At 30.1% G+C, this 20,254-nt stretch carries 23 protein-coding genes; 5 read left to right on the top strand and 18 right to left on the bottom strand.

The genetic code is table 11. From position 1 onward, the window contains the following. Positions 1-43: 43 nt before the first annotated feature. Complete coding sequence (locus V7R38_RS00465) at positions 44-541, bottom strand: YdeI/OmpD-associated family protein (protein ID WP_334055598.1); 498 nt, start codon at positions 539-541, stop codon at positions 44-46. A gap of 77 nt (positions 542-618) precedes the next feature. Continuing rightward, on the bottom strand, positions 619-1,227 hold the full coding sequence (locus tag V7R38_RS00460) for a hypothetical protein (RefSeq protein WP_334055597.1): 609 nt from the start codon (positions 1,225-1,227) through the stop codon (positions 619-621). Positions 1,228-1,451: 224 nt separating this feature from the next. On the opposite strand from V7R38_RS00460, the gene V7R38_RS00455 reads away from it, so the two are divergent. Further along, positions 1,452-2,333: a carbohydrate kinase family protein gene (locus tag V7R38_RS00455; RefSeq protein WP_334055596.1), complete on the top strand. Its 882-nt coding sequence runs from the start codon at positions 1,452-1,454 to the stop codon at positions 2,331-2,333. Here V7R38_RS00455 and V7R38_RS00450 read toward each other — a convergent pair. The 9 genes from V7R38_RS00450 to htpG all read right to left on the bottom strand — a co-directional run bounded on the left by V7R38_RS00450 (position 2,308) and on the right by htpG (position 11,184). Further along, positions 2,308-3,075, bottom strand: coding sequence for a M23 family metallopeptidase (locus V7R38_RS00450; RefSeq protein WP_334055595.1), 768 nt, complete (start codon positions 3,073-3,075; stop codon positions 2,308-2,310). The genes V7R38_RS00455 and V7R38_RS00450 overlap by 26 nt on opposite strands. A gap of 59 nt (positions 3,076-3,134) precedes the next feature. After that, positions 3,135-4,460 carry a M28 family metallopeptidase gene (locus tag V7R38_RS00445; RefSeq protein ID WP_334055594.1) on the bottom strand — a complete coding sequence of 442 codons (1,326 nt, stop codon included), beginning with the start codon at positions 4,458-4,460 and terminating at the stop codon, positions 3,135-3,137. Between the two features lie 190 nt (positions 4,461-4,650). After that, complete coding sequence (locus tag V7R38_RS00440; protein ID WP_334055593.1) at positions 4,651-5,430, bottom strand: SDR family NAD(P)-dependent oxidoreductase; 780 nt, start codon at positions 5,428-5,430, stop codon at positions 4,651-4,653. A gap of 99 nt (positions 5,431-5,529) precedes the next feature. After that, positions 5,530-6,048, bottom strand: a complete 519-nt coding sequence (locus V7R38_RS00435) for a GNAT family N-acetyltransferase (RefSeq protein ID WP_334055592.1) — start codon at positions 6,046-6,048, stop codon at positions 5,530-5,532. Positions 6,049-6,056: 8 nt separating this feature from the next. Further along, positions 6,057-6,947: a KPN_02809 family neutral zinc metallopeptidase gene (gene ypfJ / locus V7R38_RS00430; protein WP_334055591.1), complete on the bottom strand. Its 891-nt coding sequence runs from the start codon at positions 6,945-6,947 to the stop codon at positions 6,057-6,059. A 104-nt stretch (positions 6,948-7,051) separates the two neighbouring features. Continuing rightward, entirely contained in the window at positions 7,052-7,504 is a 453-nt protein-coding gene (locus V7R38_RS00425) for a hypothetical protein (RefSeq protein WP_334055590.1), read from the bottom strand. A gap of 58 nt (positions 7,505-7,562) precedes the next feature. Beyond that, positions 7,563-8,798, bottom strand: a complete 1,236-nt coding sequence (locus V7R38_RS00420; RefSeq protein ID WP_334055589.1) for a DEAD/DEAH box helicase — start codon at positions 8,796-8,798, stop codon at positions 7,563-7,565. A gap of 37 nt (positions 8,799-8,835) precedes the next feature. Then, positions 8,836-9,174, bottom strand: a complete 339-nt coding sequence (locus tag V7R38_RS00415; RefSeq protein ID WP_334055588.1) for a cupin domain-containing protein — start codon at positions 9,172-9,174, stop codon at positions 8,836-8,838. Positions 9,175-9,276: 102 nt separating this feature from the next. Next, positions 9,277-11,184: a molecular chaperone HtpG gene (gene htpG / locus V7R38_RS00410; RefSeq protein WP_334055587.1), complete on the bottom strand. Its 1,908-nt coding sequence runs from the start codon at positions 11,182-11,184 to the stop codon at positions 9,277-9,279. Positions 11,185-11,360: 176 nt separating this feature from the next. Here htpG and V7R38_RS00405 point away from each other — a divergent pair, with 176 nt between their 5' ends. The 3 genes from V7R38_RS00405 to V7R38_RS00395 all read left to right on the top strand — a co-directional run bounded on the left by V7R38_RS00405 (position 11,361) and on the right by V7R38_RS00395 (position 13,779). Then, positions 11,361-12,368 carry a 3-oxoacyl-ACP synthase III family protein gene (locus V7R38_RS00405; RefSeq protein WP_015482333.1) on the top strand — a complete coding sequence of 336 codons (1,008 nt, stop codon included), beginning with the start codon at positions 11,361-11,363 and terminating at the stop codon, positions 12,366-12,368. A 182-nt stretch (positions 12,369-12,550) separates the two neighbouring features. Then, complete coding sequence (locus V7R38_RS00400; RefSeq protein ID WP_334055586.1) at positions 12,551-13,366, top strand: GLPGLI family protein; 816 nt, start codon at positions 12,551-12,553, stop codon at positions 13,364-13,366. A 47-nt stretch (positions 13,367-13,413) separates the two neighbouring features. Continuing rightward, on the top strand, positions 13,414-13,779 hold the full coding sequence (locus V7R38_RS00395) for a CoA-binding protein (RefSeq protein WP_334055585.1): 366 nt from the start codon (positions 13,414-13,416) through the stop codon (positions 13,777-13,779). Positions 13,780-13,915: 136 nt separating this feature from the next. On the opposite strand, the gene V7R38_RS00390 is transcribed toward V7R38_RS00395, so the two are convergent. From V7R38_RS00390 to pyrR, 6 genes are read right to left on the bottom strand one after another with little or no spacing between them, the layout of a single operon-like run. Beyond that, positions 13,916-14,686 carry a LuxR C-terminal-related transcriptional regulator gene (locus tag V7R38_RS00390; RefSeq protein WP_334055584.1) on the bottom strand — a complete coding sequence of 257 codons (771 nt, stop codon included), beginning with the start codon at positions 14,684-14,686 and terminating at the stop codon, positions 13,916-13,918. Next, positions 14,676-15,599 (bottom strand): ribonuclease Z, encoded by a 924-nt coding sequence (locus V7R38_RS00385; RefSeq protein WP_334055583.1) that lies wholly within the window; start codon positions 15,597-15,599, stop codon positions 14,676-14,678. Before V7R38_RS00385 ends, V7R38_RS00390 begins: the two co-directional genes overlap by 11 nt. Beyond that, on the bottom strand, positions 15,596-15,916 hold the full coding sequence (locus V7R38_RS00380; RefSeq protein ID WP_334055582.1) for a T9SS type A sorting domain-containing protein: 321 nt from the start codon (positions 15,914-15,916) through the stop codon (positions 15,596-15,598). The genes V7R38_RS00385 and V7R38_RS00380 overlap by 4 nt, the downstream gene beginning before the upstream one ends. A 13-nt stretch (positions 15,917-15,929) precedes the next feature. Continuing rightward, a complete protein-coding gene (locus V7R38_RS00375) occupies positions 15,930-16,262 on the bottom strand; it encodes a hypothetical protein (protein WP_334055581.1) in 333 nt (110 codons plus the stop codon). A 4-nt stretch (positions 16,263-16,266) separates the two neighbouring features. Next, the gene (locus V7R38_RS00370) at positions 16,267-17,196 is read right to left on the bottom strand and encodes an aspartate carbamoyltransferase catalytic subunit (RefSeq protein WP_334055580.1); all 930 of its coding nucleotides are present in this window, start codon (positions 17,194-17,196) and stop codon (positions 16,267-16,269) included. Position 17,197: 1 nt separating this feature from the next. After that, positions 17,198-17,737 (bottom strand): bifunctional pyr operon transcriptional regulator/uracil phosphoribosyltransferase PyrR, encoded by a 540-nt coding sequence (gene pyrR, locus V7R38_RS00365; RefSeq protein WP_015482341.1) that lies wholly within the window; start codon positions 17,735-17,737, stop codon positions 17,198-17,200. A gap of 191 nt (positions 17,738-17,928) precedes the next feature. Between pyrR and V7R38_RS00360 the strand changes: the two genes are divergently transcribed. Further along, positions 17,929-19,299 carry a tetratricopeptide repeat protein gene (locus tag V7R38_RS00360; protein WP_334055579.1) on the top strand — a complete coding sequence of 457 codons (1,371 nt, stop codon included), beginning with the start codon at positions 17,929-17,931 and terminating at the stop codon, positions 19,297-19,299. 54 nt (positions 19,300-19,353) lie between these two features. On the opposite strand, the gene V7R38_RS00355 is transcribed toward V7R38_RS00360, so the two are convergent. Beyond that, positions 19,354-20,202, bottom strand: a complete 849-nt coding sequence (locus V7R38_RS00355) for a DUF2911 domain-containing protein (protein WP_334055578.1) — start codon at positions 20,200-20,202, stop codon at positions 19,354-19,356. Between the last annotated feature and the right edge of the window lie 52 nt (positions 20,203-20,254).

Raw genomic sequence — 20,254 nt, 5'->3', positions numbered from 1 at the left:
ATTTTATTGCCAAAGAAACTGAAAATTTTAGAAGATGAACGTATTATTCTAATTTAAAAATTTTCATAGGATCAAAATTTCTTCTTTTTAAATTTTCACAAAGAATAAGAGCTTTATCTATTTTTTGCTGACTGGTTTTAAATCTTTTCACTCCATAAATAATACTTCTTTGTTTACCTTTCGTTAAAGTTTCAAAAATTGTGAAAGCTTCAAAATCAGTTAAGAAAACTTCTTCTAATTCTTCTGGTACATCTACACCATATTTAGAGGTGTCCTCAAAGAGTTGTATGGTAAAAGAATCACCTAAATTTATTTGAAGTTCTTTTTGCTTTTGTTTGCTAAACATCATTTTAAAATCTCCAGAACTTTTATCTCTTTTTACAGCTGCGTAAAATTTTAGATGATAATTTTCATGAGTAATTTCTACTTGAACCCTACCCATTTTTTGTTCCCAAAAAGGTCTAAATATGTCATTTGGAATATAAATATTGTAAGTATCTATTAGTGTAACTGTAAATGGGGCCGTTTTTAATTCCTTCATGCTGCAAAATAAAAAAAAGACACTTTATAATTAGCAAGCTAAGAATAAAATGTCTCACTTAGTGAACTATCTATCAATTAGAAGTTAATCACAAATAAGTTTAAACTATTTCTTAAGGTTTTATCTAGTTCTGTTTTTAAAATTTTATTTAGATATGGGTACACACTTTTTCCAATTTGAAACTCAACATCCTTACTAATTTCGTAAGTTTTAATTAACTTATTTCTCAATTGGTTATATTCTATATACAGTTCTGTATTTTTATCTCCATAAGTTAGTGCTTCATTAGTATTCAAATTTTTAAGTAATTCTAAAGCTAATTTTTCTTCGATAATTGTATTTACAAAATTACTTTTAACATCTGTAGTTAAGCTATTATCATCATTTACACTTCTCTTACTTTTTGTAACCACAATACTTTTATTACTTAAATTATTAGCAAGCAAACTCTCTTTTTCTATAGATTTAATTAAAAACTTTCTTTCGGTATTCATATTAGAATTTACATCTAAAAAGTTTACGTCTGTAAAAAGATTTAGCAGTTTATCGTTTTCACCTAAAAAGTAATTTTCTTTAATATCCGTTTCAAAATTTACGGTATTAATGGTTGTTGATAATTCATTATTTGTCTGAGCAAACAATGTGTTTGTTAATAAAAATGCGGCTAGTATAAATATATTCTTCATGTTGTTTATTTTTATCTCTAATATAATAGTAATACTTTTAAAATGGAAATAAAAACTCTTATTTAACATTTTGATTAACAAAATTTTAACGATATTGGGTACAATAAAGTAGTTTTTCAAAATTTAGGTAATGATTTCAATATTTTACTGGTAATCAAAAGTTTACAAAAAATTGAGATTTAAATTATTTTAAGATCTTTATTACGTTTAATTGGTTTAAAATTATGGCTGAAATAGTTTGTTTTGGGGAGGTTTTGTGGGATGTTTTTCCTAATATTAAAAAAATTGGAGGAGCGCCTTTAAATGTTGCCTATCGCCTAAAGTCCTTTCAGCATAATATAATTTTAATTAGTGCTATAGGCAATGATCAATTAGGAAAAGAAATCATAGATTTTTTGGGAAACTCTTCTATAGATGGTGATTCTATCCAAATTCTAAACGAGTATAAAACTGGAAAAGTGTCTGTAAAACTAGACAAGCAAGGTGTTGCAACTTATACAATAGATTACCCAAAAGCTTGGGATAAAATTGAAATTACAACAGAAAATCTAAAAGCTACAGCAAAGGCTGATGCTTTTATTTTTGGGAGTTTAGCAACAAGAGATCAAATTTCTAAGACTACCTTGTTTCAATTGCTAGAAGTTGCAAACTACAAAGTTTTTGATGTGAATTTAAGAACTCCTTTCTATGATTATGAAATTATTATAGAACTCATGCATAAAGCAGATTTTATCAAATTGAACGAAGAAGAATTGATAGAAATTGCAAATGCAATGCAATCTACTTTTAAAAAATTAGAAGATAATTTACGTTTTATTGCTCACGAAACAAATACTAGACATGTATGTGTTACCAAAGGTGCTTCTGGTGCAGTGTTGTTTTATGATAATCAAATGTATTATCATAAAGGTTATAAAGTAAAAGTAGCAGATACAATAGGTGCAGGCGATTCTTTTTTAGCGGGATTAATTCATAAAATTTTAAATAATGAAAAACCTCAACATGCTTTAGATTTTGCTTCTGCAGTTGGTGCATTAGTGGCTAGTAAAAAAGGGGCTAATCCTAAATTAGATGCTAGTTCTATTCAGCAATTGCTTCGTATGTAATTTTGTTCTTTGCATACCTACCTTTTTTGTATTTAGAAGATGGATGCGTATTTAAAATAAAAGGGATAGATACAAAACCATTTGTTGTCGGTTTGTAAACTGCAAAATGCAAATGTGGCTCTGTACTCATACCTGTATTTCCAGAATATGCAATAGGCTGTCCTTTTTTTACAGTATCTCCTATTGCCACAATTGCACCCTCTTTTTTTAGATGTACATATTGCGAAAATGTACCATCTTTATGAGCAATTACAAGATAATTACCATCCTTAAGGTATTTTTTATTTCTACCACCTTTGTTTGAATCCTCTTTTACATTCACCACCAATCCATCTCTTATAGCACATATAGTTTGGCCTACATTCATTTTAAAATCTATAGCATACTTAGAAAAACTACCTTTATGTGTAAAATTGGTATTCTGCCCTTGAAGAATTTTATAGCGTTTTCCTTTTAAAAATGGTAAGCCATAATTATACAAGGTGTCATAGCTTTTAAGATTTGATTCTCCATAGTATAAATTGAACTTGTATTTTTTAAGAATTGCTAGTGTATCTATTTCAGTTGTTGAGAATTTCAACACACGAATAGAATCTTTTTTTTGAAAATCAATATAACGTTCTGTTTGCTTTTCTATATTCCTGATTTTTAGAAAAGAATTGCCTAAAACAGGTGTTTTTACCACAACAGCTATAGAATCATTATTTGCTACAAATTTTATGTACTTAGGCTTTTTGTTCAATTGACTCTGAGCACAAGATGAGCACAAAATAATCAGTAAGAAAAAACGAATACGCACTTTTATCTCATTATCTTATTTGGAAAGACAACCATACTTTCATGCCCATTTTCACCGACTGCAGCAACTCCAAAGAAAAAATTATCTATAACAATACCTTCTAAAGTAAACTCAGTTGTTTCTACATATCTAGCATTATCCCAAGTAGGAGAGGTGGTGTCTCTCCAATAAATTTTATAACCTTTTGCGCCTTCTACTGGAGACCATTTTAGTTTAGCAGAAGCTTCAACTATTCCACCAATTCCAACTACTTCAGGTGTTGCAGGTGCCGAAGCTAAACTAGCCAAGTTGATTGCGTTTACAGCTGTTAATTTTTTTGCATATGGAAAATTAACATGTTCAAAAGTATCTCCATACTTAATGCCATTTTCAGTTCTAATATCTTGATGTTGCTGTGTGTAATTTTCATGAGCCTCCATAATTCGAATTCCTGCAAATCCTAAATCATTAAAAGGTCTGTGATGACCTCCTCTACCAAATCTATCTAATCTATAAATCATCATAGGATTCATTTCTGGCATGTACGTTTTTGTAGTTTTATGCACATATCTAGCCAATTGACGAGAAATCCCATCTACTTCACCACCATAGAACCTACGCATTCTTCTTTGTCTTTCAGTTTCATTAGCAGGTACTGGTTCAGAAAAAATTCGAAATGCTCTATTATCTGTAACACCATCTACACCTGTGATATTACCTATCATATCGTTGTTTAGAATACCAATAATATCCCAACCTTTATCTTTTGCATATTTAGCTAAGCCTGCACCACCAAAAAGACCTTGTTCTTCTCCAGATAAACCTACATAAATTATACTACTTTCAAATTTGTATTTACTTAAAACTCTAGCAGCTTCAATAGTACCAGCCATACCTGATGCATTATCATTAGCACCTGGAGCATCTTTGGTAAAGTTAGAGCCATCGCTATTTCTAGAGTCAATATCTCCACTCATAATAATATATCTGTTTGGATATTTTGTACCTTTTTGTATTGCAACTACATTTACAACATACGCATCATGTGGTACTCTTTTACTCATATCTGTAGTTACTAAATCTTTTTGATAAAAGACATTTAAACAGTTGTTACAATTGTTTGATATTTTATTGAATTCATCTTTAATCCATCTTCTTGCAGCTCCTATTCCACGAGTATCAGAAATGGTGTCAGAAAAAGTGTTTCTCGTTCCAAATTCAGTTAGTGTTTTTACATCTGCTTTAATTCTGTCTTCAGAAACAGCATCAATAATATCATAAATTTTTAAATCGGTTTGCGCAGTTACAACTGTGGTAAAAAGTAGTACTAAGAATGTAATATTTTTCATGTGAAATCGTAAATTTTAATTTTTTGAGATATAAAGGATACAATATACATCATCTTTTTTTCTTCTTCATTTTTCATTAATTTTTTAACATATATTAATCTGTTTTTTAGATTTTACTTTATGATTTAGTGAAAAGAAAAATCCCTTTTCTCAAGAGAAAAGGGATGTATACAAGTGGTGAAAATTCTAACTATTTTGGTTCTTGCATTTTTCTAATTTGTTTTAATAATATACTTTTTGGTGTTATTGGTATTGCTTTCATCATTACTTTTTGTGGAAAACTTACTCCTGAAATTATATCTAAAGCTCCTTCTAACATTGCATCATAACCTTCTTGGGCAACAACTTTTGAATCTGCAGCATTTTCGAATAAGGCTGTTTTGTCCATCCCTGAAGTTTTACCAAAATCGGTTTTCGTTGCTCCTGGCATTAAGGTAGTTACTGTAACTTTGGTATCATGTAATTCTTCTGCTATGGCATTACTAAATGAGGTTACAAATGCTTTTGTAGCAAAATATACTGCTTGCATGGGCCCAGCCATTAAACTTGCTGTAGATGAAACATTTAAAATTTTACCTTGATTTCTTTCAACAAAATCGGGTAAAAACTTTCTTGTTAAATCAGTTAGTGCAATAATATTTAATTGAATCATTGCCAAATCTTGTGCCCAAGCACGTTCATAAAATTTACCAATTCCGCCAAAACCAGCGTTATTGATTAAGTAATCAATTTCAATTTTGCTAAACTTCACAAAATTGTAAACTTCTTGTGCTGCATTTGGTTCAGTTAAATCTTTTTCTATTATGCTAACATGTACACCATGTTTTTTCTCTAATTTTTCTTTTAGCTTTTGTAGTTTGTCTTTGCTCCTTGCAACAATAACCAAGTCTCCACCATTTTTTGCGTGAATTTTTGCAAACTCTTTTCCTAAACCACTACTTGCTCCTGTAATTAATGCTGTCTTTTTCATATCTACTTTCTTTATAACGAAAGTAGTTACATATCTATTATTTGATTAACTGAATAACAAAAAAAATTAACTGAAAAAGAGAGCGTAGTAATTGGAGATTTAGGTTAGATCTAAATAGAGAACATCATTAGGTCTTGTTTCTTTATCTGAAATAGGAAAATCATATAAAGCAATTTTTTGGAAACCAACTTTTTCATAAAACTTTAATGCTCGATAATTTTTAACCCAAACATAGAGCCATATTCCTTTCTGATTATTTCTTTTAACGAGATTTACATTAAAATCAAATAGTTTTTTGCCTAAACCTAAACCGTAAAATTCTTTTAGTAAATACAAGCGCTCCATTTTAGTTACATTTTTATGAGGAATATGCTCATTTTCTGTATTCAGAATTATTTTAGAAAAACCAGCTAATTCATCCTTATAGAAAATTAAATGATATTCATAATTATCTTGAGTAACTTCTTTAGCTAAGGTTTCTTCATTAAAACTTTTCTTAAGATAATTGTCCATTATATCTTTAGGAATTGCATGCTGATGAGGTATAAAAAAAGCTTTTTTAGAAACTATGGCTAGTTGTTTAACATCATTTACAGTAGCTTTTCTAATTGAAATCATTGCAATATTTATAAAGTTGTTGCATTAAACGTATCACCTTGATTGATGTCTCCAGTGTCAAATCCTTTTTTAAACCATCTCATTCTCTGAGCAGAAGTTCCATGAGTAAAAGAATCTGGGACAACTCTTCCAGATGATTGTTTTTGTAATCTATCATCTCCGATTGCATGAGCTGCATTTAGAGCTTCTTGCAAATCTCTTTGGTCTAAAATCAAATCCATATTTTTTGCATGATGCGCCCAAACACCAGCTAAGAAATCTGCCTGTAATTCTAATTTTACAGAGAATTTATTGTATTCTTTTTGGCTAACTCTACCTCTTAATTGTTGCATCTTGTCTGTTGTGCCCATTAAATTTTGAATGTGATGACCCACTTCATGTGCAATTACATAAGCTTGTGCAAAATCTCCAGGTGCATTTAAACGAGATTCCATTTCTTGAAAAAAGCTTAAATCTATATATAATTGATTGTCTCCTGGACAATAGAAAGGTCCTGTGGCACTAGATGCTGAGCCACAAGCAGAAGATACTGAATTTGTAAATAAGACTAACGTAGGTTCTTGATAATTGTTTAAAATGGAGTTCCAAACATCTTCTGTGCTTCTTAAAACACGATTACTGAATTCCGCTAATTTATTTTCTTCAGCAGTACCTTTATATGTTGTATTTGTAACTTGATTTGTGGTTCCTCCAGATAAAAACTGTAACGGATTTAGACCTGTAAAATACATTAGCAAACCAACAACCACTACTATTAGCAATCCTTTTTTGGTGCTAACTAATTTTAGAAGTAAAGGAATTAGCATTCCTCCTAAACCACCACCACTAAAGCCTCTTCCAGAACTTGCACCTCTTCTGTCGTTAACATTAGAACTTCTTTTATTACTTCTCCATTTCATAACTTTTTGGTTTTGTATTGAGGTTTAAAAGTACAAATAATATGGAAAAATGGGAGAGAATTGACTTACTAACATTAGCTCATAAAAATTGAATTTTAACTCAATTAATCAATCTTTGTAAAGATTTCGATGTTTTTAAATACGGTATCATTTCTATAATAAGTATTTACTTGTTTATAAGAATCTGTATAGAAATCAATAGGAATTACGTAAGTATTTACATCACTTTTCATTGATTTAGAAGTTGAGGTAAGTGTTTCTGTGATGGTATCATTTTTAAAAGTATAGGTGCCATAGCCACTCCAATCTACGTCATTGGCATCAGTGTCTGCATTCCATAATACGTGACCATTTAAATATATTTTATGCTGCACTTTGCTGTAGTCTTTAACAATAGTGTCTGCATTTGCTAAGGTGTAGAAAGCATTTAATTTCCAAACACCTTGTAAAGGATCTTCATTTTTCTTCTCTAACTTTGTATTCGAGTTACATGATGCTAAGAATACAAGAAATAGGCTAGCTATAATTGTTTTTAAAACGTTTAATTTGATTTCCATTTTTGTATTGTTTTGGTTGATTTAAATTTAGTTTTTTAGTTTTAACGCACAATTAAATCTAATACCAGCGTTTTTTCTTCTTCTTAGAAGCTGCAGATTTTCTGCTTTTTTTATGTTTACTAACAGTGTTTGCTTGCTTTTTGGTATGTTTTGGTTTGTTGATTGGGTAAGGATGATCTTCTATAACCTTAATCGATTTTTCGATCAAATTTTCTATAGAAGCAATGTAATTATTTTCATCTGGCGAACAGAAAGAAAATGCAATTCCAGATTTACCAGCTCTACCAGTTCTACCAATTCTATGCACGTAAGTTTCTGGTACATTTGGAATGTCAAAATTTATAATAGCATCTACATTTGTAATATCAATACCTCTTGCAGCAACATCTGTAGCTATTAAAATTGAAGCTTTTTTACTTTTAAAATCTTCAATGGCTTTGTTTCTAACTCCTTGAGTTTTATCACCATGAATACTGGCAACATTATAGCCGTTTTTTATTAAAGTTTGCTCAAGTTTATCTACGCCAAATTTAGTTCGTCTAAAAATGATAATTTTACCATTGATTGTATTTCTAAGAAGATGTAAACATAAATCTGTTTTATTCTTTTTTGGTAAATAATACAATAACTGACCAATATTTTTTGCTGTGGTTTCCTCAGGATTTATATCAACTTTTGTAGCATTTTTTACAATACTTTTTGATAATTCATCAATCTTTTCAGGAATAGTTGCCGAAAATAAAAGTGTTTGTTTTTTTCTAGGACAAAGTTTTTCAATCTTTTTTATATCGTTGATAAACCCCATGTCTAGCATTAAATCAGCTTCATCTAACACAAAGATTTCTAATTGGCTCAAATCAATGTTTCCTTGCATTTGCAAATCAATCAATCTACCTGGTGTTGCTACTAAAATATCTACACCTTTAGCTAAAATCTCTTTTTGTGGTTCTAATGAAACACCACCAAAAACAGCAGTACTTCTTAAGTTTGAATATTTACTGTAGGATTTAAAGTTTTCTAAAATTTGAATTGCTAATTCACGAGTAGGTGTAATTACTAGTGCTTTTATTTTTTTTTCGCCTTTCTCTGCATCTTGCTTATCAAATAGTAAATTTATAATTGGTAATGCAAAAGCAGCTGTTTTTCCTGTACCAGTTTGCGCAGCAACAATTACATTTTTTTTATCTAAAACTAATGGAATTGTTTTTTCTTGTACTAAAGTTGGTTTGTGAAAACGAGCTTCAGCTATTGCTTTTTGTATGGATTTGTTTAATGGAATATCAGAAAACTGCATGAATTATTTTTTAGCAAAGGTATATTAAATAGAATTGTTAGTCTGTGGCAATACCAAAATAAACCCAAGTAACATCTTCCAAAAATGGATTTCGCATAGAATGCAACTCACCTTGCTCAATAGTAATACAATCACCAGCAATTACATTATGTTTTTTACTATTCACAATAAACTCAGCTTTACCAGATAAAATGTAGAAAACCTCATACATGGTATCATGTTTATGAGTGCCTACTTCTTGACCTGGAGTAAATGTAGCAGAACCAAACATCATTAATTTTGGTATTTCATCTTTTTTAATGAATACTTTTTTCTTGATTGCTTCATTATGAGTTGTGCCTATTTCTGGTAGTTGATTTGTATGTATTAATTTCATAATAACTTAATTATAGACTCTAATGTACCAAAAATAGAATAGGCTAAAAATAAAAAGCCTCTTTGCTTTCGCAAAGAGGCTCTGTAATTCTTAAAGTATTAACTATTTAATTAGCTCATAAGAACGTTTGATAAAATTAGTTAACTCTTCACCATGTAAAAGGTTTTGAGATAATTTTGCTAAATCAAAAGCTTGAGAAATTAAATTTTTCTGCTTGTCTTCATCAGCTGCTAAAATTTCAGAAACTAATGGGTTGTTAGTGTTTACAACTAAGTTGTACATATCTGGGAAATTACCCATTCCCATCATTCCTCCACCCCCAGAAGCTTGCATTTCTTTCATTCTACGCATAAATTCTGGTACAGTAATTATAAAAGGAGATGAGTTAGAATCCATAGCTTCTAATTGAACTGTATACGTCTCTTTTGGAACTGCAGCTTCAATAATTGGCTTTAATTTATCTTTCTCTTCATCAGATAATTTAGAAATTACGTTTTCGTCTTTCTTAATTAGGTTATCTATAAAATCTGCATCTACTCTTGTAAATTTTACTTTAGCATCTCCACCCTCTAATTTCTGCATTAAGTGCGAGATAATTGGTGAATCTAAAAGTAAAACTTCGTAACCTTTAGCTGTAGCTTCTTGTATGTAACTGTGTTGCGCATCTTTATTAGAAGCATATAAAATTACATGGTTACCATCTTTATCAGTTTGAGCATCTTTTGTTTTTTCAATTAATTCATCAAACGTAAAGTAAGTATCTGCAACTGTTGGATATAGAGCAAACTTTTTAGCTTTATCAAAGAATTTGTCTTCAGACAACATTCCATACTCAATAATTACTTTAATGTCATTCCATTTTTTCTCAAAATCTTCACGATCTTTTTTGAATAATGAAGCTAATTTATCTGCCACTTTTTTAGTTATATAACCAGAAATCTTTTTTACTGCTCCATCTGCTTGTAAATAAGAACGAGAAACGTTTAAAGGAATGTCTGGTGAATCAATTACACCTTTTAACATCTGTAAAAAGTCTGGTACAATGCCTTCTACATTATCCGTTACAAAAACTTGGTTTTGGTACAATTGGATTTTATCCTTTTGCAGATCTAAGTTTTGAGACAACTTAGGGAAGAATAAAATACCTGTTAAATTAAAAGGATAATCTACATTTAAATGTATGTGGAATAATGACTCCTCAAATTGCATTGGATACAATTCTCTGTAGAAATTATCATAATCTTCTTTTTCCAAATCAGCCGGTTTTTTAGTCCAAGCTGGGTCTGTATTATTGATAATATCATCAACTTCAATTTGTCTGTGAGGTTCAGTAGTTTCTTTACCTTCAGCATCTTTAGTTGTTTTTGGTTCGTGAGTTGGATCGTTTACTTTTTTAGTTCCAAATTTAATTGGTACTTGGTTAAAACGATTGTATTTTGTTAATAAACCTCTAATTTTACCTTCTTCTAAAAATTCAGTGGAATCTTCTGCAATGTGTAAAACGATTTCTGTTCCTCTGTCAGACTTGTCATGCTCAACTAAAGTATATTCAGGAGATCCATCACATGTCCAATGTGCAGCTGGTTCGTCTTTAAAAGATTTTGTAAAGATTTCAACCTTATCAGCCACCATAAATGCAGAGTAAAAACCTAAACCAAAATGCCCAATTACACCAGTTTCGTTTTTATCGTCTTTGTATTTATCTAAAAATTCTTCAGCACCAGAAAAGGCAATTTGGTTAATGTATTTCTCAACTTCATCAGCAGTCATCCCTAAACCTTGGTCTTTAATGGTTAAGGTTTTGGCATCTTTATCAATGCTGATTTCAATTTTAGCATCACCCAATTCAGTTTGTGCTTCACCTATAGAAATAAGGTGTTTTAATTTTGTGGTAGCATCAGTTCCGTTTGAAATCAATTCTCTTAAAAAGATTTCATGATCAGAATACAAGAATTTTTTAATCAGCGGAAAAATATTATCTACTGATACATTAATGTTTCCTTTACTCATAATTTTATAGTTATTTAATATTATTTTCTGATGTACAAGTGGTCAAAAAAAATACCAAATTTGTAATTATGACAAGATGACAGAGTAATCTAATTTTAAGGAATAGTTTATAAATTGAAAATTCACTATTTTTGTTGGTTACAAATAGTAAATAATTAAAATTAGCGCTTTATAATATGTATAATTCAAAAATTACTGGTTTAGGATATTACGTTCCAGAAAATGTTGTTACCAATAATGACTTAAAGGAATTTATGGAAACTTCTGATGAATGGATTCAAGAAAGAACAGGTATTAAGGAACGTAGATGGATAGACCCAAAAACAGATGACAATACTTCATCTATGGGAGTTAAAGCAGCTAAAATTGCTATTGAGAGAGCAGGTTTAACAAAAGACGATATCGACTTTATAATTTTTGCAACATTAAGTCCAGACATGTATTTTCCTGGTGGTGGAGTTCGTGTGCAAGATATGTTAGATATGCCCACAATTGGTGCTTTAGATGTAAGAAACCAATGTTCTGGTTTTATCTACTCAATGTCGGTGGCAGATCAATTTATAAAAACAGGAATGTATAAAAACATTTTGGTGATTGGTTCAGAAAATCATTCAGGAGGTTTAGAGCGTTCTACTAGAGGTAGAGGAGTTACTGTAATTTTTGGAGATGGAGCAGGAGCTGCAGTTTTATCTAGATGTGAGGAGGAAGGAAAAGGTATTTTATCTTCTCATTTACATTCTGAAGGGAAATATGCAAGAGAATTAATGTTAGATGGCCCAGCTACAGGTAGATGGGTTCCTGAAATTATTGCAGAGAATGATCCAGATGATCAATCTTACTTTCCTTACATGAATGGACAATTTGTATTTAAACATGCTGTTGTGCGTTTTTCTGAAGCCATTGTAGAAGGTTTACAAGCCAATAATTTGCAAAAAGAGGATATAGATATGTTAATTCCTCATCAAGCGAATTTAAGAATAGCACAGTTTATTCAAAAGAAGTTTCAATTGGCAGATGATAAAGTGCATAATAACATTCAGAAATATGGTAATACAACTGCTGCTTCTGTGATTATTGCATTAACAGAAGCTTGGGAGCAAGGGAAAATAAAAGATAATGATTTAGTAGTTTTGGCTGCTTTTGGTAGTGGTTTTACTTGGGGTTCTGTAGTAATTCGTTGGTAAAATATTTAATTCATAACATAGAAGGCTTGTATAACTACAAGCCTTTTTTTTTATTGCTTATTTTTAAAAACAGTGTATTTAAAATTATAGATAGCCTTAAAATATTGTTAATAAATTGATTAATCTTAAATAATGTTTAATATTTTATTAGATTTGTTAAACAAAATTTAAATTAACCAACTATGAAAGTTTTTAAATCAATAGCTACAAGTCTTGTATTATCACTGTTTTTTGTAACTGGAGGTTATACTCAAAAATTAAGCGGTAAAGCAACTTACATTTCCAAATCTAAAATGGAATTGGGTAATTGGGGAGCTAGAATGAGTGAAGCACAGAAAAAACAAATTGCAAATCGACTTAAAAATAGATTAGAAAAAACATATAAACTAACGTTTAATAAAACAGAATCATCATTTAAAGAAGAAGAAAAAATTGATGCTATTTCTGGAGCAACAGATTCTTGGGGTGCTTATTTTACTAGGGGAGATCATTATAAAAATATTTCTAGTAATGAATTGGTACAAAGTCAGGAATTTTATGGGAAGCGTTTTCTAATTAAAGATAGTCTTTATAAGATTGATTGGACAATAGGCAGTGAGTCTAAGAAAATTGGAAATTACACTTGTTATAAAGCCAAAGCATTTGTGCCATATTCTGAGTTAAATTGGTATAATTTTTCATGGGGAGATCTAAGAAAACCTGAAGCCAAAGAGGGTGAACAAGAAGAAAATTTAGTGGTTGTAGAAGCTTGGTATACACCACAGATTCCAATGGCACAGGGTCCTGCAGAATTTTGGGGTTTGCCTGGGTTTATTTTAGAAGTTAGTGCACAAAATACTACCTTATTATGTACAGAAATAGTTCTAGACAATGATGTACAACTAGAAATTGACGCTCCTGATAATGGAAAAGAAATCACCAAAGTAGACTATACAAAAACCATTAGAGAGAAAATGGTAGAGATGAGAAATAATAGAATGGGTAGAAGAAGAGGTTAAAATTTTGTTATTCTACAAAAAAGTTGTTTCTTAAGAAAAAGAAGATTATGAAAGGAAAGAAAACATTGGTTGTAGGAGCATCATTAAATCCTAATAGATATTCTAACATTGCTATTAAAAGATTAATAGATAAAGGTGTAGAAACTGCAGCTATAGGTTTGCGAGAGGGCAAAGTTTTAAATGTGGTTATTGATACTGAGCGTAAACATTTTACACATATCAATACAGTTACATTATACTTAAATCCAAAAAGACAAGAGGATTATTATCAATACATTATAGATTTAAAACCAGAAAGGGTAATCTTTAATCCTGGTACAGAAAATAAGGAGTTTGTAAAGTTGTTGAAAGACAATAATATAGATTCTGAAATAGCTTGTACATTGGTGTTACTTTCTACAAATCAATATTAATAGGCAAAACAAACAGGATTTAATTTGGGGGAATGATTTCTTACAGAAGAAATATAATATGTTGTAATCCCATTATTTTGCCTACGAGACAAAAGTAAAACCAATGTTTAAAACCGACAATACTCATTATGAGTATTTATATAAGTTTAGGATTGTTTTTAAAGTAATTTACCAATTCAAAAGTAGAATCGATATTCAGTTTTTTAAGGATGTTTCTTCTGTGTGTATTTACAGTGTGCACACTAATATTTAATTTGTCTGCAATTACTTCACTTGTATTTTTAGTTATTATTAAACGAATTATATCTCTTTCTCTATTAGAAATAACACCTAGTAAATTTGCGCTAGACATATTTTCGTAATACAAGGTTTCATACTCTTTATGTTCATTTAAAATTTTAGCACTAGCACAAATATCCATTTGAATTTCCCCATTTAAAACGGTGTAATGAGCCATGCCAATTATTGGTTTATTGGTTTCATCAAATTGCAGTGGAGTAGTGTTTTGTATAATGTTTACATACAATCCATTTCCATTTTTTATACGATAATTCCAAGTGTAATTCATTCTTTTACGCTGATCGTCATCTAATTCATTCATTGTAAAAGCCATTAGATTTTGCAAACTTTTAAGCCAAAGTTTTATGTCTTCAGGATGAAATAAAGACCAATAAAAATCCATACCGTCAGCAATCATTTTATTACGAGATAAACCTGTACAGGCTGTAAAATTTCTGCTTACATAGTCAAACCTTTTGTTAGCAGTATTTGTAAGGCAATAAAATGTAGAATTGTAAGGAAAGAAATGATCAAGTTCTATTAATTTCTTAATATGATCTTCTAGTTCAACTTTAGGGTAAGTTTCAAAGATTTCATTATAAACAGATTTAATTTGATTATTCTGCATCTATATTGAATTTTTTACCTGGTTCAGCTAATTCAGTATTTTTAAATATTTCTTGAGCTTCTTTTTGAAACAAAGAGATGTCTTTATATCGCCCAGAATAATGACCAACTACCAATTGCTTCGCATTTGCCTCTTTAGCTATTAGTGCAGCTTGTTTAGAAGTTGCATGTTTTGTTTTTTTCGCTAAATCTTCTCTATCTGCTAAAAAGGTAGCTTCATGATATAATAAATCTACTTCTTTTATAATTGGGACAATATCTGGCTTAAACATTGTATCACTGCAAAAAGCATAACTTAAAGCTTTCTTTGGAGGCAGAGTTAACTCGTCATTAGGTACAATTTCACCAGTAGTTAAAGTAATGTCTTTACCAGCTTTAATATTTAAATAGTCTGCTCTACCAATCTCATCATAATTAGAAATATTACCCATGTGCAGTTTTTTAGGTTTTTCTTTCTCTTTAAATAGATAGCCATTGGTATACACTCTATGATTTAAAGGAATTGTAGTTACAGAAACTTTATCATCTTCAAAAATTAGTTCACTTTTTTTATAAGATAGTTCATGAAAAATAATGTCATATTTTGCATGTGATTGAGAGATTTTTAATTGCAATAACGTAACTTCTTTAATTCCTTTTGGGCCATATACATGCAATTCTTTTTCTCTGCTTAATATGCCATAAGTAGACAATAAGCCTACCAAACCATAAAAATGATCACCATGTAAATGTGAAATAAAAATGTGGTCTATTTTAGAAAAACCCACTTTATACTTTCGCATTTGACGCTGAGTGCCTTCTCCACAATCAATTAAAAAGTGACGATTATTAATTTCTAAATACTGAGATGTTGGGTATGCGTTTACACGCGGAGTTGCTGAATGACAACCTAAAATAGTTAGGTTTATACTCATTTAATAACAAAACGTTTAGATATGATTTCTTTTTTATCTCTAATACTATAAATATAAATACCAGTTGCCAAATCATCTTTATAAAAAGCAATACTATTTTTACCAATCTTGGTAGTGTATTCTTTCTTAAACACAATTTTTCCTAAAACATTTCTAACGTTTAATGTAATTTTTGACACATTATTAGCGTTAAAGGTTATTTTGGTAGAAGTGGTAAATGGATTTGGTGCAGCAGATAATTTCTCAAGTGTTTTAGTTTGAGAAAAACTCATTGCTGAAATGGTTAAAAATAAAGTTAAAAGTAGTTTTTTTATCATAATTATGGGGGGATTAAAAACCTAATTCTCGTTCCATGGCTTCCATATCTAAAATATCTTCGGCCTCTATTAAAGTCGGCACAATATTAAAATCCTCTGGATAATCATCTGCGTTTACATCCTTATAAACTAGTACAAATGATGTGCCAAGCTCTTTTTTTTGTGCTGCTATACCCAAAAATAATAAAAAATCTTCTTTTTTCCTCTTAAAATCGTCAGAAAAAGTAACAATAATATTTTCTTTCTTTAATTTATCTAGCTCAGTATTAAGATTTTCTAAAAAAGATGAAGTTGATTTTTCAGAAGAATGGATTAAGGTATATTTATGATTCTTAGTTATTTTCATCTACCTATCTTTTAATTTGTTGCGCTAACAAGTAAATAACTGCCATTCTAACAGCAACACCATTTTCAACTTGATTTAAAATTATAGATTGATCAGAATCTGCAACATCACTAGTAATTTCAACACCTCTATTAATAGGTCCAGGATGCATGATTACAATCTTCTTACCAAGGTTGTCTAAAATCTCTTTGTTAATACCAAATAGCTGTGTGTATTCTCTAGTAGATGGAAAATATTTAATATCCATTCTTTCATGTTGCACTCTAAGTACATTGGCTACATCACACCATTCTAAAGCTTTTTTAAGATTGGTTTCTACTTCTACACCTAAGCTTGATATGTGCTTAGGTATTAAAGTGGTTGGTCCACATACTTTTACCTGTGCACCTTGTAATTGTAAAGCAAAAATGTTTGAAAGCGCTACTCTAGAGTGTAAAATATCACCAACGATTACTATTTTTTTTCCTTTAACAGAACCTAATTTTTCTTTAATAGAATACGAATCTAATAAGGCTTGAGTTGGGTGTTCATGAGTACCATCTCCTGCGTTAATTATTTTAGCATCTACATGTTTTGATAAGAATACACCTGCACCTACATTTCCATGACGCATTACAACGATATCTACTTTCATAGAAAGGATGTTGTTTACTGTGTCTATTAAAGTTTCTCCCTTTTTTACAGATGATTGCCCTGCAGAAAAGTTAATAACATCTGCAGAAAGTCTTTTCTCAGCAAGTTCAAAAGACAATTTTGTTCTGGTACTATTTTCGAAAAATAAATTGGCAATAGTAATGTCTCTTAAAGAAGGTACTTTTTTAATTGGTCTATTAATAACTTCTTTAAAATGGTCTGCAGTTTTAAAAATCAAATCAATGTCATTGGCATTTAAATATTTGATTCCTAATAAATGTTCTACGCTTAATTGATCCATATTACCTTTGTTCTATATAAACTGCATCTTTTTTATGTGTCTCTTTCCAAGTCACTAAAACTTTTTCTTCATTTATAGCATCTACTTGTCTACCTCTGTAATTAGGTTGTATTGGTAAGTGTCTGCTAAATCTTCTATCAATTAACACTAAAAGCTCTATATTTTTTGGCCTTCCATAAGATTGTAAAGCTGTTAAAGCAGAACGTACACTTCTACCAGAATACAAAACATCGTCTATAATAACCACTTTTTTATCTTCAATTAAAAAGTTGATTTCTGTTGATGTTGCTGCTAACGGTTCATCTCTTCTTCTAAAATCATCTCTATAAAAAGTAATATCTAATAAACCAGATTCTAGATTTTTAATATTGTAATCTGTTTGCAATAAACTAGTTAATCTGTTTGCTAAATAAGAGCCTCTTGGTTGTAAACCAATTAAAACTGTATTAGAAAAATCGTTATGGTTTTCAATTAGCTGACAAGCTAACCTGTGCAGTATAATTTCAATATCTTTTGAGTTAAGTAGCGTTTTTTTGCTCATAAGAAGGCTATCAAATTTTAGTTGATAGTTATTGAAAATCAAAATTAATGTAAATAAATGTATGTGCAAAATTTATAGTATGTAAATGCAATATTGAATTTGTTAATTAAATTGTTGAAAACAATCGTTACATTTTTAATTGCGACTAAAGACTTATAGTACATTTAAGTAATAATTCAAATCTCATAGCTATGTCTTTAGTAAAATTTGAATCGATGCTCAAAACCAACAATATTTATTTCTTTGATTTGGTTGAATTTGAGGAGATTATCATTCATTATTTAGATGCAGGTAAACATTCTTTGGCCAAAAAAGCGGTAAAGTTAGGTTTAGAACAACACCCAGAATCTGTAGATTTAAAGTTACTTCAAGTAGAATTATTCATTTTTGATAATGATTTAGACAATGCAAGTCTTCTTTTAAGAAAGATAGAGTTGTTAGAGCCAAATAACGATGAGGTTTTTATTCAAAAAGCTACAATACAATCAAAATCGGGTAAGCACAAGGAGGCTATTGAGAATTTAAATAAAGCACTTTTACACACGGAAGATAAAGTAGATGTTTGGTCTTTAATGGGTATGGAATATCTGTATTTAGACGATTTTGAGAACGCAAGATTAAGTTTTGCAAAATGTATAGATGTTGATTATGAAGATTATTCTGCACTCTATAATATTGTGTATTGCTTTGATATGGAGAAAGAACATGAGCAAGCCATAAAATATCTTACGAGTTATATCAATGTAAATCCGTATTGCGAAGTTGCTTGGCATCAATTAGGTAGGCAACATTTTGTGTTAGACCAATTTAAAGAAGCCTTAAGAGCATTTGATTACGCAGTTTTAATTGATGAATCATTTATTGGTGGATATTTAGAAAAAGCCAAAACTTTAGAGGAGTTAGGAGAGTATCAAGAGGCTATTGACAATTATTTAATTACACTAGAATTAGATGATCCTACAGCATTTGCCTATGTTCGAATTGGTGAGTGTTATGAACGATTAGAAAAATATGAAGCTGCAATTTCTTACTATAAGAAAGCAGTACATGAAGATCCACTTTTAGATAGAGGTTGGATTTTATTAACGAATCTTTTTTACAACGAAGGGAATTACGAAAAAGCATCTTATTATATTGCAAAAGCTTTAAAAATTGATGAGAACAATACTTTATATTGGAGAAGATATTCAGAAATAAAAATCAAAATGAACTTCTACGAAGAAGCTGTAATTGGTTTTGAAAAGTGTTTAGAGTTAAGAGATGAAGCTATAGAAATTTATGTTTCTTTGGCAGATGTGCAGTCTTTTTTAGGCGATTTTAATGATGCTTTAACTACATTGTTTCAAGCGCAGAAAATCTACAAAAACTTTGCAGAAATAGAATATAGATTGGCTGGATTATTTTTTATACTTAATAAAAATAAATATGGGTTTAATCATTTAATACAAGGCTTGCAGATAGACTATGATTATCATGTAATCTTAAAAGAATTGTATCCAGCTGTGTTAGAAGATGATCAAATAAAATCGCTATTAGTCAATTATAAAAAGGCATTAGAATAAAGCAAAAAAAATCTCAAGAATAACTTGAGATTTTTTTTTGAAAGTAATTTAAAACTACATTGCTCCCCATTCTTTTAAAGAAGCTTTGTTCATCTTAACATAACCAGCATTACCTGCTTCTTCTGCATACTTTAAAGACATTTTTGCAGCAGCAATTGCGCTTTTAGTTTTACCTGCTTTTGCATGAATCAAAGATTGCTGACGTAAATACCAAAAACGAGGTTTAGCAGATGTCATTTCAACAGCTTTATCTATCCAAGCTTGAGCTTGATTGATATCTTTATCTGCCTGTAAGTAGTATACAGCAGCTGCATACATATCATTTGCAGATGGTCCAGCCATAATTTTTTCTATACTATTTGAAACCATTTTGTCTGTAGGAGTTTCAAATTTAAAAGGCACATAAACGTTTTCCCATAAAATTCCTAAAACTGCAGAGTTGTTTGTTAAATCATCAAAAGTAATGGTAAACGTTTCTACATTCATTGGCATTTCAATAGCATCTACTGTAACCTTTGCAGCAACTTTACTTTCATCCCATTTTGCAGGATTTCCCCAGTTTGTAGCATCTGTATACAACATTACATCCCAAGATTTTTCACCAGGAATTGTGTATAAAGCATACGTTCCTTTCTTTAGCATTTTTCCGTCAACCATAAAGTCTGTAGAAAATGTTAGTTTGGTATTTGCGTTTGCGCCAGTTCTCCAAACTTTTCCATAATCTTCTAAACCTCCAAATATTTTTCTTCCTTTCATACTTGGTCTAGAATACTCTAAAGTAACATCTGTTAAACCTACTTTTTGTTCAACTTTTTGAAAAGGACTAGGAGCAGGAGTTTCAATTTGTGCATTTATAGCCATTGTCATTGCAGCTACGAATAGTGTTAATATAATTTTTCTCATAATAAATTTGAATTGTTTTATACTTTCAAAATTACGACTTCAAAAAACGCTT

This window comes from Polaribacter sp. P097 (genome assembly GCF_036864555.1).
GTDB lineage: Bacteria > Bacteroidota > Bacteroidia > Flavobacteriales > Flavobacteriaceae > Polaribacter.
This window is presented reverse-complemented; position numbering and strand designations above follow the sequence as displayed.

What these genes read in the sequence shown, in the direction of transcription:
- V7R38_RS00465 (WP_334055598.1), bottom strand. Translation starts at nt 541, where the DNA reads ATGAAGGAATTAAAAACGGCCCCATTTACAGTTACACTAATAGATACT.
- V7R38_RS00460 (WP_334055597.1), bottom strand. Translation starts at nt 1,227, where the DNA reads ATGAAGAATATATTTATACTAGCCGCATTTTTATTAACAAACACATTG.
- V7R38_RS00455 (WP_334055596.1), top strand. Translation starts at nt 1,452, where the DNA reads ATGGCTGAAATAGTTTGTTTTGGGGAGGTTTTGTGGGATGTTTTTCCT.
- V7R38_RS00445 (WP_334055594.1), bottom strand. Translation starts at nt 4,460, where the DNA reads ATGAAAAATATTACATTCTTAGTACTACTTTTTACCACAGTTGTAACT.
- V7R38_RS00440 (WP_334055593.1), bottom strand. Translation starts at nt 5,430, where the DNA reads ATGAAAAAGACAGCATTAATTACAGGAGCAAGTAGTGGTTTAGGAAAA.
- V7R38_RS00435 (WP_334055592.1), bottom strand. Translation starts at nt 6,048, where the DNA reads ATGATTTCAATTAGAAAAGCTACTGTAAATGATGTTAAACAACTAGCC.
- ypfJ (WP_334055591.1), bottom strand. Translation starts at nt 6,947, where the DNA reads ATGAAATGGAGAAGTAATAAAAGAAGTTCTAATGTTAACGACAGAAGA.
- V7R38_RS00425 (WP_334055590.1), bottom strand. Translation starts at nt 7,504, where the DNA reads ATGGAAATCAAATTAAACGTTTTAAAAACAATTATAGCTAGCCTATTT.
- V7R38_RS00420 (WP_334055589.1), bottom strand. Translation starts at nt 8,798, where the DNA reads ATGCAGTTTTCTGATATTCCATTAAACAAATCCATACAAAAAGCAATA.
- V7R38_RS00415 (WP_334055588.1), bottom strand. Translation starts at nt 9,174, where the DNA reads ATGAAATTAATACATACAAATCAACTACCAGAAATAGGCACAACTCAT.
- htpG (WP_334055587.1), bottom strand. Translation starts at nt 11,184, where the DNA reads ATGAGTAAAGGAAACATTAATGTATCAGTAGATAATATTTTTCCGCTG.
- V7R38_RS00405 (WP_015482333.1), top strand. Translation starts at nt 11,361, where the DNA reads ATGTATAATTCAAAAATTACTGGTTTAGGATATTACGTTCCAGAAAAT.
- V7R38_RS00400 (WP_334055586.1), top strand. Translation starts at nt 12,551, where the DNA reads ATGAAAGTTTTTAAATCAATAGCTACAAGTCTTGTATTATCACTGTTT.
- V7R38_RS00395 (WP_334055585.1), top strand. Translation starts at nt 13,414, where the DNA reads ATGAAAGGAAAGAAAACATTGGTTGTAGGAGCATCATTAAATCCTAAT.
- V7R38_RS00390 (WP_334055584.1), bottom strand. Translation starts at nt 14,686, where the DNA reads ATGCAGAATAATCAAATTAAATCTGTTTATAATGAAATCTTTGAAACT.
- V7R38_RS00385 (WP_334055583.1), bottom strand. Translation starts at nt 15,599, where the DNA reads ATGAGTATAAACCTAACTATTTTAGGTTGTCATTCAGCAACTCCGCGT.
- V7R38_RS00380 (WP_334055582.1), bottom strand. Translation starts at nt 15,916, where the DNA reads ATGATAAAAAAACTACTTTTAACTTTATTTTTAACCATTTCAGCAATG.
- V7R38_RS00375 (WP_334055581.1), bottom strand. Translation starts at nt 16,262, where the DNA reads ATGAAAATAACTAAGAATCATAAATATACCTTAATCCATTCTTCTGAA.
- V7R38_RS00370 (WP_334055580.1), bottom strand. Translation starts at nt 17,196, where the DNA reads ATGGATCAATTAAGCGTAGAACATTTATTAGGAATCAAATATTTAAAT.
- pyrR (WP_015482341.1), bottom strand. Translation starts at nt 17,737, where the DNA reads ATGAGCAAAAAAACGCTACTTAACTCAAAAGATATTGAAATTATACTG.
- V7R38_RS00360 (WP_334055579.1), top strand. Translation starts at nt 17,929, where the DNA reads ATGTCTTTAGTAAAATTTGAATCGATGCTCAAAACCAACAATATTTAT.
- V7R38_RS00355 (WP_334055578.1), bottom strand. Translation starts at nt 20,202, where the DNA reads ATGAGAAAAATTATATTAACACTATTCGTAGCTGCAATGACAATGGCT.